The following is a 15,276-nucleotide window of genomic DNA, read 5'->3' on the forward strand; positions in this document are numbered from 1 at the left end:
CAGGCTTGTGCGGGGTCTTTTTGAGGCGTCCCGGTCAGCGGAGGGCGGCCCTCCGCGTCCCGTCCCGCAGCGTGCCGTCCAGGTCGGCCCGCGCGCCCGCCGTCGCCTTCACCGCGAGCAGCGGGCCGTCCGAACGTCCCTTCACGCCACCCGAGGTCTCCAGGGACGTGAAGTCCGGGCTGCCCGCCGCCAGGACGAACCAGTCGCCGCCCGGCGCCTTCCACAGCACGCCCGCGAGGACCCGGGGATCCCGCACCCCGCAGGCCGGCGATCCCTCGGAGCGGGCCGCGAGCGCGGCGGGGACCTCGGGCGAGGGGACCAGGAACTGGGCGAGGACCCGGCTGCCGGTGCCCCGCCAGGTCTCCGCGCGCGTGCACACCCAGGTGGCCTGCCCGGCGCCCCCGGGCAGCGGCTGCCGGGCGAACCGCCAGGCGTTCACGGACCGCACGCCGTGCGCCCGTACGGCCGTCAGCCGGCACGCGGTCCGGGCCCAGGCCTTCCGGGCCTCCGTCCCCGTCGCGTCCGAGGCCGCGGAGGGCGGCCCCCACAGCAGCCGGGCGGGCGCAAGCTCACCGAGGTCGGTGAGCAGCCGCACCCCCGAACCGTCCCGCACCTGGAGGGTGTTCCAGCGGGTGCAGCCGCCGGACCGCAGGGGACTGGGCACGGGATCGGTCACCCCGGCGGAGTCCCGCACGAGCGGCCGCGGGTCCCGGGCGGGTGCGAGCAGGTCCCGCACGGCCGTCTCCCGTACCCAGGGGGCCGTCAGATAGCGGACGTTGCCGGACGCGCGGGAGACGACGAGCGCGGCGGCGCCGACGCTGTCGGCCGCGTCGGTGCGCGCGAAGTCCAGGGCGGCACCCGCCGTCCCCTCGACGGGTTCGGCGTACCGGACGGCCCGCAGCCCGTCGTGGAAGAGCACCACCCGCATGGCGTCGACCCGCCCGGCGAACAGCAGCTGCGGCGGGCCCATGGGGGGCCCGACGGGAGTCCCGGGCGTGGCCGACGACTGTACGGAGCCACCCGGCCGTGCCCATACGGCGAGCGCCCGCCGCAGCAGCGCGCTGTCGCCGGTCAGCCCGCCGCGCGCGGGCCACACGGAGAAGTCCTGCCGGGTGGCCCCGGGCCACACCGCCGGATCCACCCGCTTGACCGCGCCGGGGTCGAGGGCGGCCTCGGCGGCGGGGTTACGGGCGTACGAGGGCGCAGCAGCACCGTTTCTGCCCCAGCCGTCCCCGGGCAGCCCGAGCAGCGTCCCGCAGACGACGAGCGCGACGAGGGCGACGAAGGCGGCCCGGGCGTGCTGGCGACGGCGCATGAGATCGGTGGGCCGCGCCTGCAGGGCACACGGGTCGAACTCGTCGGACTCCAGCAGGGCGGCGCCACTGAGCCGACGGGGGAGGGCGGGGCCGCCGGGCGAGGCGGGGCCGGGGCCTCCGACGACCGCACCGACGGGGCCCGGGGGCCCTCCGGGCGCGGCGGGGCCATGGCCTCCGGCGCCCGTCGGCCCTCCGGGCCCGGTGGCCCCGGCCCCGCCGTAGCCTCCGGTGGCCCCGGCCCCGCCGTGGCCTCCGGTGCCTCCGGCTCGGGCGTCGGCGCCGGGCCCCCGGGCGGCGCCTGCGGCACCCCCGAGTCCTCCGGCCCGTCCGGTGCCTGCGGCCCTCCCGGGCCCGTCGGCCCGACCGGCCCGGGGACCGCCGTCGGCCCTGTCCCCGTGCGTGCCGCCGTGCCCGTCCGGGAACTCTGCCCCGCCGGAGCGGCTGCCGGTCCTGCCCGGCCCGGCCTGCTCGCCGACCCTGTCCGGGCGTCCCTCCGGGGCGGCGGCATCGGTGCCGGCCGGCCCGTCGGCGCCGACGGACCCGCCGGGGGAACCGTTCATGCGCCCGGCGCCCCCGAGGTGACCGGCTCCACCCTGGCCCGCGACCCCGTCCGGGGCTCCGGCCCCGCCCCGGCCCCCGGCCCCGCCCCGGCCCCCGGCCCCGCCCCGGCCCCCGGCCCTCCCCGGGCCGCCCTGTTCGCCCACCCTGGCCGGGCCGTCCCGCCAGGGCTCCGTCTCGGGGCTCGCCCCGGCGGCGGAAAGGCCGGAGGGGTTGTCGGGCCCCGTCACCACGGGGGTCTCCAGCGCGTCCGCCTCCGCCAGGGCCGCCGCCGGGTCCTCGACGCCCGCCGCCGCCAGGACGCGCAGGACCTCAGGATCGCCCTGGCGCTCCAGGCCGCGGAGCACGTACGCAGCACGGCCGGCGCCGGAGAGCCGGGACAGTTGCTGGTCCAGGGCGAGTTCGTCGGCGCCGCCCACCCGGGGGAAGAGCCGCAGCCCCCACACGTGCGGCAGCAGCGGCGGGAACTGCGCCCGGCGCGGCAGCGCGAGGCGCCGGAGCGGCAGCCCCGCGACCAGCGCCTGCCGCAGCACCTCCCCCCGCACGTACGCGTAACCGGGATCCACCGCGTCCTCGGCCCGCCGCGGCCCGGGCACGGCAGGCCCCGGGACCCGGCGGCGCGGCAGCGACCGCTGGACCAGGGCGTGCGCGGTCAGCACCCGGCGGTTGCGGCCGAGCGCCGGCGGCAGGACGAGGTAGGCGATGCGGACGAGCCGCGGATACCGCTCGACGAGCGCGGCCTCGGCCTGCTCGACGTCGACGGGGCCCACGGGCGAGGGAACGAGATCCTGGGTGCTCACGTTCAGCAGAACGAGCGATTCTTCCGATGGTCACCCCGGCGCCCCGCGGGGGATCAGGCCGCGGAGACCGTCAGCCGCTCGCGGATCAGGTCCGTCACCTCGTCCGGGACGCCGAGCCCCTCCCGTACGTACTTCTCCATCGACCCGTGCCGGACCGACACCTCGTCGAGCGCCGCGTCCAGGTACTCCGGCAGGACCCCGATCAGTTCGAGCGCGAGCTCGGGGTCGCCGCCCTGGGCCGTGAACCCCTCGATCATCGGCGCGAACGCCAGCCGCACCGCCGGGTTGACCGCCAGGTACTCCGCCCGCACCGTCTCCTCGTCCGCGCCGAGCAGCGACAGGACGACCGTCGCCGCCCAGCCGGTACGGTCCTTGCCCGCCGAGCAGTGGAAGAGCAGCGGCCCCGCGCCGGGGGTGCCCAGCTCGCCGAGCAGGGCGCGGTAGGAGGCCCGCGCGGAGTCGCCGGAGACGAAGGTGCGGTAGGTCCGGGCGAAGGCGGCCCGGACCCGGCCCCCGCCGAGGTGCTCCTCGGCGAGCGCGGGGTCGGTGAGGAGGGCCTTGAGGCGGGCGGCCGGTGGCAGTCCGCTGCCGGCCAGGTAGTCGGCGAGGACGTCCGCGACGAGCAGCCGGGCACCGGCCGGCAGCCGGTCCGGCCGGTCGCCGCGCTCGGTCTCCGTCCGGAAGTCGACGACGGTACGGATGCCCAGGCCGGCCACGGCGGGTTCGGTGGGGTCGAGCCGGTCGAGCTGCGCGGAACGGAGGACGAGGCCGTGCCGGACGGAACGCCCGTCACCGAGCGGCAGGCCGCCGAGGTCGCGGAGGTTGGCGACGGAGGTGGCGGGGATGGCGGGCATGGCGTCGACTCCTCCGATGCGTACGGTTTCCTCGACGGTAGTGGATCGCCCCGATCCGAGCAGGTCCAGCCGAAACGCGCCCCGAGTCCCGCCGCGGCGGCACCCACCCACCCCCGTTGTGGGCCCACGTTCCGCCGGGCGATGCCCCCGCCCACCCCGTTGTGGGCCCACGTTCGGCCGGGGCGGCGCCCACCCCGTTGTGGGCATGCGTTCCGCAAGGGACGGTGCCCACCCGCCGCCCCCGTTGTGGGCAGGCGTTCCGCAAGGGGCGGAACGGGTGGGCACAACGGAACGGCGCCCTTGCCGGCGCCAGAGGCTCCCGAGCCTGAACCCGCACCCCGGGCGGCGGCGCACACGTGGTGCGGGTCCAGGCGCGGAACGCGGAGGCGCCGCTGAGGGCGCCGTCCCGTGTGCCCACCCTCCCCCAAGCTCTCGGCTTCGCTCGAGCAGGGGGGACCCCCATCGCCCCAGCGGGACGATTGCCCACACGGCGGGTGGGCGAGGGCCACCGCCCCGGACGGGCGCGGGCCCACACGGGGGTCGGCGAGGGGCACCGCCCAGCCGGGCGCGGGCCCACACGGGGGGCGGCGGGGGCGCCGCCCCGCCGGGCGCGGGCCCACACGGTGGCGGGGTGGGGGGCGCCGCCCGGCGGAGGCGCGGGCCGCACACGGCAGCTGGGCACCGCCCCGCCGGGCGCGGGTCCCGCGCGGGTGGGGGTGCCGTCTCGTGCTCAGTCCTTCGGCAGCGCCGCCAAGACCTCCGCCTCCCGTTCCCGCGTGAGTCCCGCCCCCTGCCGGTCCGGCCGCTGCGGGGCGACCCCGCCGAGGGACTCCAGCCACGCCCAGGTGTCCGCGACCGTCTCCTCCACCGGGCGGCAGCGCAGCCCCGCCGCGACCGCCTTGGAGACGTCCGCGGTGTGCATCGCGTCGTACATCTCGCCCGGCGGCAGCCACACCGGCAGCTCCGTCCACGGCGCCGCCCCGGCCGCGAGGAGCGCCTCGGGCTCCGTCCAGCGCAGGTCGGCCCCGGCCCCGGTCGCCCGGACGCACGCGTCGAGCAGCCCGCCCATCGTGGTGTGGCCGGGCGGCGAGACCAGGTTGTACGGCCCCGAGAGCCCCGCCGCCACCGCGTCGAGGGTCCATGCGGCGAGGTCGCGGACGTCGATGTACTGCACCGGCATCGTGCGCGGCCCGGGCGCGAGGACGGGGCCGCCGCGCGCGATCCGGCCCAGCCACCACGGGAGCCGGCCCACGTTCTCGTACGGCCCGAGGATCAGGCCCGCGCGGACGAGCAGCGTCCGGTCGGGCCCGAAGGCCTCCCCGGCGGCGAGCTCGCCGCCCCGCTTGGCCTCCGCGTAGGGCATGTCCCCGTCGTCCGGGGAGCCCTCGACCAGCGGCCCGTCCTCCCCGAGTCCGGCGGCGGGCGGCCAGGCGTACACGGAGCGGCTCGACACGTACGCGTACCGCCCGACCCGGTCCGCGAGCAGCCGGGCCGCGTCCCGGACCACCGAGGGCGCGGCCGACCAGGTGTCCACGACGGCGTCCCAGGAACCCCTGTCCAGGGCGGCGAGACCGTCGGGGGCCGTGCGGTCCCCGATCAGCGACGCGGCTCCCTCCGGAGCGGCGTGACGGCCCCGGTGGAAGACCGTCACCTCCCAGCCCCGTTCGAGCGCGGCCTCGGCGATCGCGCGGCCGACGAACTCCGTACCTCCGAGCATCAGCAGTTTCATGATCCGAGCCTGCCCCGTGGGGACGGCCGAGGCCAGGGAGTTCCGCTCCCGGAGGATTCCGCCGGGGGAGGAACGAACGGGCAGCGAGAGGCGGTCTGTCGGCCATGTGGCCGGGATGACACCATGGTGGCGATGACGGATGCCCGGTCGCCCCTGCGCGCCCTGCGAGCCGCGCTCTTCGCGGTCGTATGCGTGACTCTGGCCGCTGTGGGGCATTCGTCCATGTCTGCGCACCGGCTTCCGGCGACCCTGCTGCTCGGCGCCTTCGCCGCGACGGCGGCGGCCGCCTGGGCCGCGGCCGGACGACGCCGGGGCGCGCCCACGATCGCGGGGGCCCTGCTGGTCCTCCAGGGTGCGCTCCACCTGCTGTTCTCGACGACGGGTCAGCACCCGCCGGGGATGCGCCACACCATGCCGGGGAGGGACACCGTGCCCACCATGGAGGCCATGCCCGGCATGGGGAACATGCGCGGCACGGACGCCATGGACGCCATGGACGTCATGCACGTCATGCACGTCATGGACGCCAGGCACGTCATGGACGCCAGGCACGTCATGGACGACATGGTCATGGACGCCACCGCCCCCATGACCTCCGGCTCCGGCGCCGGCATGCTCGCCGTCCACCTCCTCGCCGCCCTCCTCTGCGGGCTCTGGCTCGCCCGCGGCGAGGCCGCGTTCTTCACGCTCGCCCGCGCCGCCCTCGCCTACGCCTTCACCCCGCTCCGCCTGCTCGGCGCCGTACTCGTCCCCGTCGCCGAGTCCCCGCGCCGCCCGGTCCGCCGGGCCCGGCGGAACGCCCGCCGCCCGCACACCGTCGTCCTCGCGCACACCCTCTCCCGGCGCGGCCCGCCCCGGCTGTCCGTACCCCGCGCCACGGCCCTCGGAGCACACGTCTGACCCGGGGGTCGCTTCCCCCTGTCGACATACCGACTCCAAGGACAGTCCGTCATGACCATCGACGATCTCGCGCGCCCGGAAACCCCGGAAACCCCGGAATCCTCCGGCTCCGAAGCGCCACCGTCAGCCACTCCGTCCCGGCCCGGCACCTGGAGCGCGCTGCGCCCCCTCGTCCTGCGCCTCCACTTCTACGCGGGCGTCCTCGTCGCCCCGTTCCTCCTCGTGGCCGCCGTCAGCGGTCTGCTGTACGCGCTCTCCTTCCAGGCGGAGAAGATCGTGTACGCGCACGAGCTCGAAGTCCCCGTCGGCGAGACCACCCTGCCGCTCTCCCGGCAGACGGACATCGCCCGCGAGGCCAACCCGGACGGCACCGTCACCGCCGTCTGGCCCGGCGCCGAACCGGGCGCGACCACCCGGGTCCTGATGGCCGACCCCGACGTCCCCGAAGGCACCTCGCTCGCCGTCTTCGTCGACCCGTACACCGGTGACGTACGCGGACAGCTGCCCAGCTACGGCAGTTCCGGCGCCCTCCCGCTGCGCACCTGGATCGACGGGCTGCACGCCGATCTGCACCTCGGCGAGTTCGGACGCAACTACAGCGAACTCGCGGCGAGCTGGCTGTGGGTGATCGCGCTCGGCGGCGTACTGCTCTGGGTCGGCCGGCGCCGCAGGAGCCGCCGCGCCCTCGTCCTGCCCGAGCGGGGCCCGAAGTCCCGTCGCCGCACCCTCTCCTGGCACGGCTCGGTCGGCCTGTGGGCGGCGGTCGGCCTGGTCCTGCTCTCCGCGACCGGCCTGACCTGGTCGCGGTACGCGGGCGAGAACATCGGCACCGTCCGGGACGGTCTCGGCGGTGCGACGCCCACCCTGTCGGCGGGTCTGTCGTCGGGCGCGAATCCCGGGTCCGAACACGAGGGCCACGGCGGCGCCCACCACGGCTCCGCCACCACCCAGGGCCCGGACATGGGCCTCGACAAGGCGGTCGCCGCGGCCCGCGCGGCCGGCATCGACAGCCCGCGGATCTCGGTCGTGCTGCCCGCCGAGGGCAAGGGGTACGTGGTCAAGGAGACCGACACGCAGTTCCCGGTCCAGCTGGACTCGGTGGCCCTGAACCCGGCCGACGGCACGGTCCTCGACCGGCTCGCCTTCGCCGACCACCCGCTGCTCGCGAAGCTCACCCGCATCGGCATCGACGCGCACACCGGGGTCTTCTTGGGCCTGTTCAACCAGCTGGCGCTCGCGGCCCTCGCGCTCGCCCTGATCCTGCTGATCCTCTGGGGCTACCGCATGTGGTGGCTGCGCCGTCCGGGCCGCCCGGTGGCGCGCGGGACCTGGCGGAAGGTCCCGGTGACGCTGCTGCTGCCGCTCGCGGCGGCGACGGCGGCCGTCGGCTGGTTCGTCCCGCTGCTGGGCCTGAGCCTGCTGCTGTTCCTGGCGGTGGACCTCGCCCTGGCACTGGTCTCCAGGGCGAGGTCCCGTACAACCGCCTGATCAGGGGGTGTACTTGTAGCCGACCCGCCGCACGGTCTGGATCGTGTGGCGGTGCTCGGCGCCCAGCTTGCGGCGCAGCCGGGCCACGTGCACGTCGACCGTCCGGCCGTCGCCCACGTGCCCGTACCCCCACACCGTCGTGACCAACTGGTCGCGGGTGTGCACCCGGTGGGGGTGTGCCACCAGGTGGGCGAGCAGCTCGAATTCGAGGTACGTCAGGTCCAGTGCCTGCCCGTCGACGAGGGCGATCCGCTGGACGTCGTCGATGGTCACCGGCCCCTGCTCCTCCGCCGCGACGGGCGCCGTCGGGGCGGGGGCGGCGGGCAGCTGCGGCTGCTGGTCGGCCGGGACGAGGACGAGGTACCCGACCATCGGCGGGCGCCCCGGCAGCGTCGGCAGCGCGTGCTGCGGCGCGGGCAGCAGGGTGGCGCCCGGCGGCAGGAAGTCCGCCACCTGGGAGAAGTCGACGACCTCGTTCGGATCGACGGCACGCAGTCGGTGCCGGCCGGGACGGACGGCCGTGAGGGAAGCGCTCTGGGGGCGGGCGATCTGGGTGTGGGCCATGGCAGGTCAGCTCTTTCGCGCGGGGAACGGACGGAGAGGTCTCGTACGTCGTGCGCGTGCGGCCGAAGGCCGGGATCGGACCGTACCGATCGGGGCGTTAGAGGGCCGACGCGTTCCTCACGCGTCGACAGCACCGGTCGAAGTCGTGGTGCTGACGGGAAGGCCAGAACGGCTCGAGGTCGTGGCGACCCTTCGCGGTGTCGTTCTGCATGATGGCCATATCCCTATTGAACCAGAAGGGAATGCCCCCGACGACCCCTCCGGGGCCCAAAAGCCCTGTCGTCCGTCCCACATGACGAGAGAGGCGCCCACCGTGCGGAACGGTGGGCGCCTCTCGTCGAGCGGTGCGGATCAGACCTGGCCGGCCTTCTCCAGGGCCTCGCAGCAGGTGTCCACGATCAGGCGGGTCACCACGTACGGGTCCACGTTCGCGTTCGGGCGACGGTCCTCGATGTAGCCCTTCTGGTCCTGCTCGACCTGCCACGGGATGCGGACCGAGGCGCCGCGGTCCGAGACGCCGTAGGAGTACTCGTCCCACGGGGCGGTCTCGTGCAGGCCCGTCAGGCGCTCGTCGATGCCGGCGCCGTAGTTCTTGACGTGGTCGAGCGGCTTCGAGCCCTCGCCGAGCGACTCGCACGCGGTGATGATCGCGTCGTAGCCCTCGCGCATCGCCTTGGTGGAGAAGTTGGTGTGCGCGCCGGCGCCGTTCCAGTCGCCCTTGACCGGCTTCGGGTCGAGGGTCGCGGAGACGTTGAAGTCCTCGGCCGTGCGGTAGAGCAGCCAGCGGGCGACCCACAGCTGGTCCGAGACCTCGAGCGGGGACAGCGGGCCGACCTGGAACTCCCACTGGCCGGGCATGACCTCGGCGTTGATGCCGGAGATGCCGAGACCGGCCTTCAGGCAGTTCTCCAGGTGCGCCTCGACGATCGGGCGGCCGTGGATCTCGTCCACGCCGACGCCGCAGTAGTAACCGCCCTGCGGGGCCGGGAAGCCGTTGACCGGGAAGCCGAGCGGACGGGTGCCGTCGAAGAAGGTGTACTCCTGCTCGATGCCGAAGATCGACTCCTGGGAGGCGTACTTCGCGGCGACCTCGGCCAGCGCGGCGCGCGTGTTGGACTCGTGCGGCGTCATGTCCGTGTTGAGGACCTCGCACAGCACCAGGACGTCGTTGCCACCGCGGATCGGGTCCGGGCAGGAGAAGACCGGCTTGAGGACGCGGTCCGAGGCGTGGCCCTTGGCCTGGTTCGTGCTGGAACCGTCGAAGCCCCAGATCGGCAGCTCGTCGAGCGCGAGGCCCTCACCGGCGATGATCTTCGTCTTGGAGCGAAGCTTCGCGGTCGGCTCGGTGCCGTCGATCCAGATGTACTCAGCCTTGAAGGTCACGGGTCTCATCCTTTGGCGTGCTGCTGCGGGCTTCCGCTGCGGCTCGCGGCACTGCGAGAAGCTGCGGTCTCTGCGCTGACTGCGCGGTTTGTGTTCGACCGCAGCTTCGCAACACGGGATTTCCCGTCGGTTGCCCGTTTGTGAACCCCGTGTTACTCAGCTTTCCCGATCTTCGCCCAGCCGCCGTGCGACGACGTGGGAGTCGAGGAGCGACCCGAGCCCCGCCGACCGCACCCGCCGCACCACCTCGGCGTACGAGGTGCCGAGCGCCTCCGCCGTCCGCCCGAGGTGCCAGTCGCAGTCCGCGAGCCGGTTCAGGAGGTACCCCTTCCGGATCTGGTTCTCGGAGGGCCGGAAGGTCTTCGGATACGCCGCCCGCCCCTTCCGGTCGGTGATCACCTCCCCGATGTGCTGCTCGCGCCCGCCCCGCTCGAACGGCGGAAGGAACCGCTACAGATCGAACGCCCCCCCCGGGTGCGGCACCACGAAGGCCGCGGCGAGCGCGTCCGTCACGTACAGGAGCAGCCCGCACTGCCCCGGATGCAGCTCGAACACCCGCAGCGCCTCCCCGAGCCCGGGCACGGACCAGGGCGGTGCTCCGATCCCGCAGCGCGTATGCCCCCGCCCGCCCAGGCCTTGGCCCCGGCCACCCGCCGTGTGGGCGATCGTCCCGCTGGGGCGATGGGGGTCCCCCTGCTCGAGCGAAGCCGAGAGCTTGGGGCAGGGTGGGCACACGGGACGGCGCGCTCAGCGGCGCCTCCGCGTTCCGCGCCTGGACCCGCACCACGTGTGCGCCGCCGCCCGGGGTGCGGGTCAGGGCGCGGGAGCCTCTGGCGCCGGCAAGGGGCGCCGTCCGTTGTGCCCACCCGTTCCGCCCCGGCGGAACGCATGCCCACGACGGGCGGGGCGGGGCGCCGTCCCGGAGACCGGGGCCGGCGCGTCCGCGCCCCACCCCTCGTACACCTCCCGCCGCAGCCGCAGCCGCAGCCGCAGCCGCAGCCGCAGCCGCGGCCCCAGGACCGGCTCGTCCCGCACCCCGCCCCACACCTGCGCGGGCCGCGCACGCAGCCCGCCGAGATCGATCCGGGTCACCCCTCCGCCCCCTTCAGGAACAGCTCCACCCGCCGGTCCAGATAGGCCCTCAGCTCCGCGAAGCCCGTCCGCCCCCTCCGCGAACTGCGCGATCTCCACCAGGGCCGCCAGATCCTCCGCGTCCCTGACCCCGGCCGTCGGCACGCTCGGTGCCAGTCGGCGCGCGTCGAAGCCCTCCGCGTCGTATACGGGGTTCAGATGCACCACGCTCGTGCGCCGCTCCGGATCCAGCCGCGTGCGCCACACCCGCAGCACCTCGCCCGCGAGCCCCGGCGGGGCGTTGTCCCAGCCGTCGGAGACGATCACCAGCCGCTCCGGACCGGTCTCCAGGGCGTCCAGGATCCGCAGGCCGAGCGGGGTCGGGTCGTAGGGGTGGACGAGCAGGGGATCGTCCCGGCCCGAGGTCCACAGCGGCGCGTACGCCCCCGGGGACGCGAGGGCTCCAGGAGGAAGTGGCAGCCCAGGGCCACGGCCGGCGGACGGCGCCGCTTCACCGCCGAACCGGAGGACGAGAAGCTGTCGTCGAGCACGGCCGCCACCCGTCCCCAGCTCCCGGCGTACGGACCCGCCGCGCGCCGGGCCGCCGCGCGCAGCGCGGCCGTCAGCTCGGCCCGCCGCTCCACCCGCTCGGCGAACGGGAGCGCCAGGACGTACAGGGCGAGGAAGTCCCCGGTCTCGGGGTCGGGCAGCCGCCCGTGGACGTGCCGGAGGGCGGTCTTGAATCCGGTCCGGTACTTCACCGCGTCGAGCGCCGGATCGGGGCGGGCCGCGAGCCACGCGCGCACGATCGCGCGCGTGCGGCGGTTGTTGACCCCGGCGGAGCGCGGCGCGCCGAAGAGCCGGTAGACCCGCTGCGGCGGCGGCAGCAGCGCGAGCCGCGCGGCGATCAGGCGGCCCTCGCCCGGCTCCGCCTCCTTCGGGGTGCGGAGCAAGTGCTCGATGACGAGCGCGGCGTTGTGGTCGTTGAGGGCGAGGGCGAGGGCGAGGGCGAGGGCGAGGGCGAGGGCGAGGGCGGCGGCGTACACGGGCCGGTAGTTGACCCGTACGTACTCGTGGAGGAAGGCGAGCGAGAAGCGCTGCTCGGCGGCGGAGGAGCGGAACTCGCGCTGGCCGGTGGCGGTCACGGCGGCGTCGACGAAGAGGAGCACGTCCTCGGCGGCGACGAGCTCGGACACGGTGCCTTCCCCTCCCTGCACATGGGTGCCGGCCGGGGAATGGGGGCGCGAACAGCGAAGACGTTGCTTCAGAGGCAGGTTCCGGAAGTCGCACCGGAGTCCGGCGGCCGGCGCAGGAACGCTGGCACCGGGCCGGGGGAGGACCGCCAGGGGTTTACGGGGGAGGGTGACTGTCGGTGCCGCCCGGCAGACTGGGGGCATGGCGAAGCTTCTGGGCGTGAAGCCCCGTATCGGACTCCTCGGCACCGGCCCCTGGGCCGCCCGCACGCACGCCCCCGCCCTCGCCGCGCACCCGCGCGTCGAGTTCAGCGGGGTGTGGGGCAGACGCCCCGAGGCGGCCGCCGAGCTCGCGGCCGCGTCCGGCACGCGCGCGTACGAGGACGTGGACGCCCTCTTCGCCGCCAGCGACGCCGTCGCCCTGGCCCTCCCGCCGGACGTCCAGGCCCCCCTCGCCGTCCGGGCCGCGGCCGCCGGCTGTCACGTGCTGCTCGACAAGCCGGTCGCCACGACGGTGGCCCTCGCCCGCGAGGTGACCGAGGCGGTCGAGGCCGCCGGGGTCGCCTCCGTGGTCTTCTGCACCCTCCGGTTCGCGGAGCCGACGGCCCGCTGGATCGACCAGCAGGCGGCGGCGGGCGGCTGGTTCCTCGGCGAGGCCCACTGGCTGGGCTCGCTGTACGGCCCCGGCTCCACCAGCGCGTACGCGGCCTCGCCCTGGCGCCGGGCGAAGGGCGGCCTGTGGGACGTCGGCCCGCACGTCCTCTCCGTCTACCTGCCGGTCCTCGGCGACGTCACCGAGGTCACCGCCGCCCCGGGCCCGGACGACACCCACCACCTCGTGCTGCGCCACGCGTCGGGCGCGAGCAGCACGGCCACGCTCACCCTGAGCGCGCCCCCTGAGGCGGCGGAGGCGGCCCTCAGCCTGTACGGCACCGGGGGTCGGGCCGAACTGCCCCGCTGGGACGGCGCGGTGGGGGCCTTCGCCGCCGCCGTCGACGCCCTCGTCACCGCCGCCCGCACCGGCGAACCCCACGCCTGCGACGCCCGCTTCGGGCTGCGCCTCACGGAGATCCTGACGGAGGCGGAGCACCGTGCGGCCCGCCGCTGATGCTGCGGGGCGGCCGGTCCTCCGGGCCGTCACCCCCACCGACTGGCCCCTCTGGCGCGAGGCCCGGATCGCCGCGCTCACCGTCTCGCCCGAGGCGTTCAAGGCGCGGCTCGCCGACTGGGACCGGGGCGGCGAGGAGCAGTGGCGGGCCCGCTTCGACGACCCGGCCGCGTACGGCGTCCTGGCGGTCGCCGACGCCCGGCCCGTCGGGATGGCGGCCGGGCTCCTCGCGCCCGACGGCGTCCCCGAACTGCGGTCGCTCTGGGTCGCGGGGGAGGCCCGTGGCCACGGTCTCGCCGCCCGCCTGATCGCCTCCGTCGAGACCTGGGCGCACGGCACGGGAGGGGGCCTCGTCCGGCTCTCCGTACTGGCGGCCAACGCCCCGGCGATCGCCCTGTACGAACGTCTCGGGTACGCGCCGGACGGCGGGGCGGGTCAGGAGCTGTTCATGACGAAACACCTGCGCGAGACCCGCTGAGACTCTCCGACAGCGCCTCGCACAGGGCGTCGAGCGCCGCCCCGTACAGCCGCTCCGGCGGGGTCGCGTAGCCGACGACCAGGCCGTCCGGGCGGGCCGGGCCCCGGGCGTCCGGGTGGCGGTAGGAGGCGAGGCCCTCCGTGGCGACCCCGTGCCGGGCGGCCGCGGCGAGCGCCGCCCGCTCCGTGCCCGGGGGCAGCTCCAGGACGGCGTGCAGACCGGCGGCGATGCCCGTCACCCGGACCCCCGGCACCCGTTCGGCGAGCACGGCGGTCAGCCGGTCGCGCCGCTCCCGGTGGCGGCGGCGCATGCCCCGGGCGTGCCGGTCGTACGCGCCGGAGCCGAGGAAGTCGGCGAGGGTGAGCTGCTCCATCGCGGAGGCGTACGGCTCGCGTTGCCCCTTCGTGGCGACGACGGCGTCCACGAGGTTCGCCGGCAGGCACATCCAGCCGAGCCGCAGCGCGGGGGAGAGGCTCTTGCTGACGGAGCCGAGGAGGACGGTCCGTTCGGGGTCGAGGCCCTGGACGGCGCCCACGGGCCTCCGGTCGTACCGGAATTCCCCGTCGTAGTCGTCCTCCACGACGAGCCCGCCGGAGCTCCGCGCCCACTCCAGGGCGGCGGCCCGGCGCTCGGGGTGCAGCGGCCCGCCGGTGGGGAACTGGTGGGCGGGGGTGAGCAGCAGGGCGCCGGCCCCGGGCGGGATCTCCCCGGTCCGGGCCCCGTCGTCGTCGACCGCCACCGGCACCGTACGGACCCCGGCCTCGCCGAGGAGGCCCCGGTGGAAGGGCAGGCCGTACGCCTCGACGGCCCAGGGGCGTTCCGTACCGAGCACGGGGGCGAGCAGCCGCAGGGCGTGGGCCGCGCCGGAGCAGACGACGATCCGGTCGGGGCTCGTGCGGACGCCCCGGACCCGGGCGAGGTACTCGGCGAGGGCCCGGCGCAGTTCGATCCGGCCGTGCGGGTCGCGGGTCCCGAAGGCCTCGTGCGGCGCGTCGGTCAGGGCCCGCCGGGCGGCCGCCAGCCAGGGGCCGCGTGGGAAGGCGCCGGGGTCGGGCCTGCCCTGGACGAGGTCGTACGGGAGCGGTGCCGGCGCCGGCGGGCGGACGGGCCCGGGGGCGGGCGCGGCGACCCGGTCGGCGACGCGGGTGCCGGAGCCCTGGCGGGAGGTGAGCCAGCCTTCGGCGACCAGCTCGGCGTACGCGTCGGCGACGGTGTTGCGGGCGATCCCGAGGTCGGCGGCGAGCGAGCGGTAGGGCGGCAGCCGGGTGCCGGGGGCGAGCCGTCCCTCGCGCACGGCCTCGCGCAGGGCCCGGATGAGCGCGGCCCGGCGGCTGCCGCCGGCGCCGAGGTCCAGATGGAGGTCGTTCCCGAGGGCGCCGGTGCCGCTCACCGTCCCTCGCCGTCGTCCATGAGGTCCCGCACCCCGGTCAGGAAGCGTCGTACGGCCCGGGTCTCGTCCTCGGTGAAGCCGTCGAGCAGCGCGACCGTCCCGTCGATGAGGGGTCCGAAGTGCGCGCGGCCCAGCTCCTTCGCCCGGTCCTCCACGGTCAGCAGGACGCGCCGCCGGTCCCGGGCGTCGCGCGTCCGGGCCACGTGGCCGAGCCGTTCGAGCCGGTCGACGACGGCGGTGGTGCCGGCCGAGTTGAGGCCGAGGCGCTCGCCGAGCCACCCGGCGGTGGCGTCCGTACCGGCGCGCTCGGCGTCGAGGAGGCAGATCAGGGCCCGTACGTCCGTGGGGTGCATGCCGTTGCGGGCGGCGAACTCGTTCTGGCGCAGGCCGTATTCGACGGTGACCTCGCGCAGCAGATGAAAGATCCGCATCTCCGGTGACTCG

General features: G+C 76.0%; 14 protein-coding genes and 1 pseudogene. 4 read left to right on the forward strand and 11 right to left on the reverse strand.

All coding sequences use genetic code 11. The annotated features are described in order from the left end of the window. Window positions 1-34: 34 nt before the first annotated feature. The 3 genes from ACF07V_RS09710 to ACF07V_RS09720 form a co-directional block, all read right to left on the reverse strand. Entirely contained in the window at window positions 35-2,674 is a 2,640-nt protein-coding gene (locus ACF07V_RS09710; RefSeq protein ID WP_392152788.1) for a hypothetical protein, read from the reverse strand. 53 nt (window positions 2,675-2,727) lie between these two features. Further along, a complete protein-coding gene (locus ACF07V_RS09715; RefSeq protein WP_392152790.1) occupies window positions 2,728-3,528 on the reverse strand; it encodes a tyrosine-protein phosphatase in 801 nt (266 codons plus the stop codon). Window positions 3,529-4,258: 730 nt separating this feature from the next. Next, the gene (locus ACF07V_RS09720; RefSeq protein ID WP_392152791.1) at window positions 4,259-5,257 is read right to left on the reverse strand and encodes an NAD-dependent epimerase/dehydratase family protein; all 999 of its coding nucleotides are present in this window, start codon (window positions 5,255-5,257) and stop codon (window positions 4,259-4,261) included. Window positions 5,258-5,479: 222 nt separating this feature from the next. Between ACF07V_RS09720 and ACF07V_RS09725 the strand changes: the two genes are divergently transcribed. Together ACF07V_RS09725 and ACF07V_RS09730 are read left to right on the forward strand one after the other, a co-directional pair. After that, window positions 5,480-6,157 carry a hypothetical protein gene (locus ACF07V_RS09725; protein WP_392152793.1) on the forward strand — a complete coding sequence of 226 codons (678 nt, stop codon included), beginning with the start codon at window positions 5,480-5,482 and terminating at the stop codon, window positions 6,155-6,157. A 51-nt stretch (window positions 6,158-6,208) separates the two neighbouring features. After that, window positions 6,209-7,645 carry a PepSY-associated TM helix domain-containing protein gene (locus ACF07V_RS09730; protein ID WP_392152794.1) on the forward strand — a complete coding sequence of 479 codons (1,437 nt, stop codon included), beginning with the start codon at window positions 6,209-6,211 and terminating at the stop codon, window positions 7,643-7,645. On the opposite strand, the gene ACF07V_RS09735 is transcribed toward ACF07V_RS09730, so the two are convergent. The 6 genes and pseudogenes from ACF07V_RS09735 to ACF07V_RS09760 form a co-directional block, all read right to left on the reverse strand. Beyond that, window positions 7,646-8,209, reverse strand: a complete 564-nt coding sequence (locus ACF07V_RS09735) for a winged helix-turn-helix domain-containing protein (RefSeq protein ID WP_392152796.1) — start codon at window positions 8,207-8,209, stop codon at window positions 7,646-7,648. A gap of 351 nt (window positions 8,210-8,560) precedes the next feature. Beyond that, on the reverse strand, window positions 8,561-9,592 hold the full coding sequence (gene glnII / locus ACF07V_RS09740; protein ID WP_392152797.1) for a glutamine synthetase: 1,032 nt from the start codon (window positions 9,590-9,592) through the stop codon (window positions 8,561-8,563). A gap of 156 nt (window positions 9,593-9,748) precedes the next feature. After that, on the reverse strand, window positions 9,749-9,991 hold the full coding sequence (locus ACF07V_RS09745; RefSeq protein WP_392152798.1) for a hypothetical protein: 243 nt from the start codon (window positions 9,989-9,991) through the stop codon (window positions 9,749-9,751). Between the two features lie 51 nt (window positions 9,992-10,042). After that, the gene (locus ACF07V_RS09750; RefSeq protein WP_392152799.1) at window positions 10,043-10,174 is read right to left on the reverse strand and encodes a hypothetical protein; all 132 of its coding nucleotides are present in this window, start codon (window positions 10,172-10,174) and stop codon (window positions 10,043-10,045) included. 231 nt (window positions 10,175-10,405) lie between these two features. Further along, on the reverse strand, window positions 10,406-10,684 hold the full coding sequence (locus tag ACF07V_RS09755; protein WP_392152800.1) for a hypothetical protein: 279 nt from the start codon (window positions 10,682-10,684) through the stop codon (window positions 10,406-10,408). Beyond that, window positions 10,681-12,009, reverse strand: a pseudogene (locus ACF07V_RS09760) (hypothetical protein). The gene ACF07V_RS09755 and the pseudogene ACF07V_RS09760 overlap by 4 nt, the downstream one beginning before the upstream one ends. A 49-nt stretch (window positions 12,010-12,058) precedes the next feature. Between ACF07V_RS09760 and ACF07V_RS09765 the strand changes: the two are divergent. Together ACF07V_RS09765 and ACF07V_RS09770 are read left to right on the forward strand one after the other, a co-directional pair. Next, window positions 12,059-12,964, forward strand: a complete 906-nt coding sequence (locus ACF07V_RS09765) for a Gfo/Idh/MocA family protein (protein WP_392152801.1) — start codon at window positions 12,059-12,061, stop codon at window positions 12,962-12,964. Next, entirely contained in the window at window positions 12,948-13,442 is a 495-nt protein-coding gene (locus ACF07V_RS09770) for a GNAT family N-acetyltransferase (RefSeq protein WP_392152803.1), read from the forward strand. The genes ACF07V_RS09765 and ACF07V_RS09770 overlap by 17 nt, the downstream gene beginning before the upstream one ends. Here ACF07V_RS09770 and ACF07V_RS09775 read toward each other — a convergent pair. Then, the gene (locus ACF07V_RS09775) at window positions 13,411-14,832 is read right to left on the reverse strand and encodes a PLP-dependent aminotransferase family protein (protein WP_392152805.1); all 1,422 of its coding nucleotides are present in this window, start codon (window positions 14,830-14,832) and stop codon (window positions 13,411-13,413) included. The genes ACF07V_RS09770 and ACF07V_RS09775 overlap by 32 nt on opposite strands. Next, complete coding sequence (locus tag ACF07V_RS09780; RefSeq protein ID WP_392153421.1) at window positions 14,829-15,263, reverse strand: MarR family winged helix-turn-helix transcriptional regulator; 435 nt, start codon at window positions 15,261-15,263, stop codon at window positions 14,829-14,831. The genes ACF07V_RS09775 and ACF07V_RS09780 overlap by 4 nt, the downstream gene beginning before the upstream one ends. Between the last annotated feature and the right edge of the window lie 13 nt (window positions 15,264-15,276).

It is taken from the genome of Streptomyces sp. NPDC015661, assembly GCF_043077765.1.
Lineage (GTDB): Bacteria > Actinomycetota > Actinomycetes > Streptomycetales > Streptomycetaceae > Streptomyces.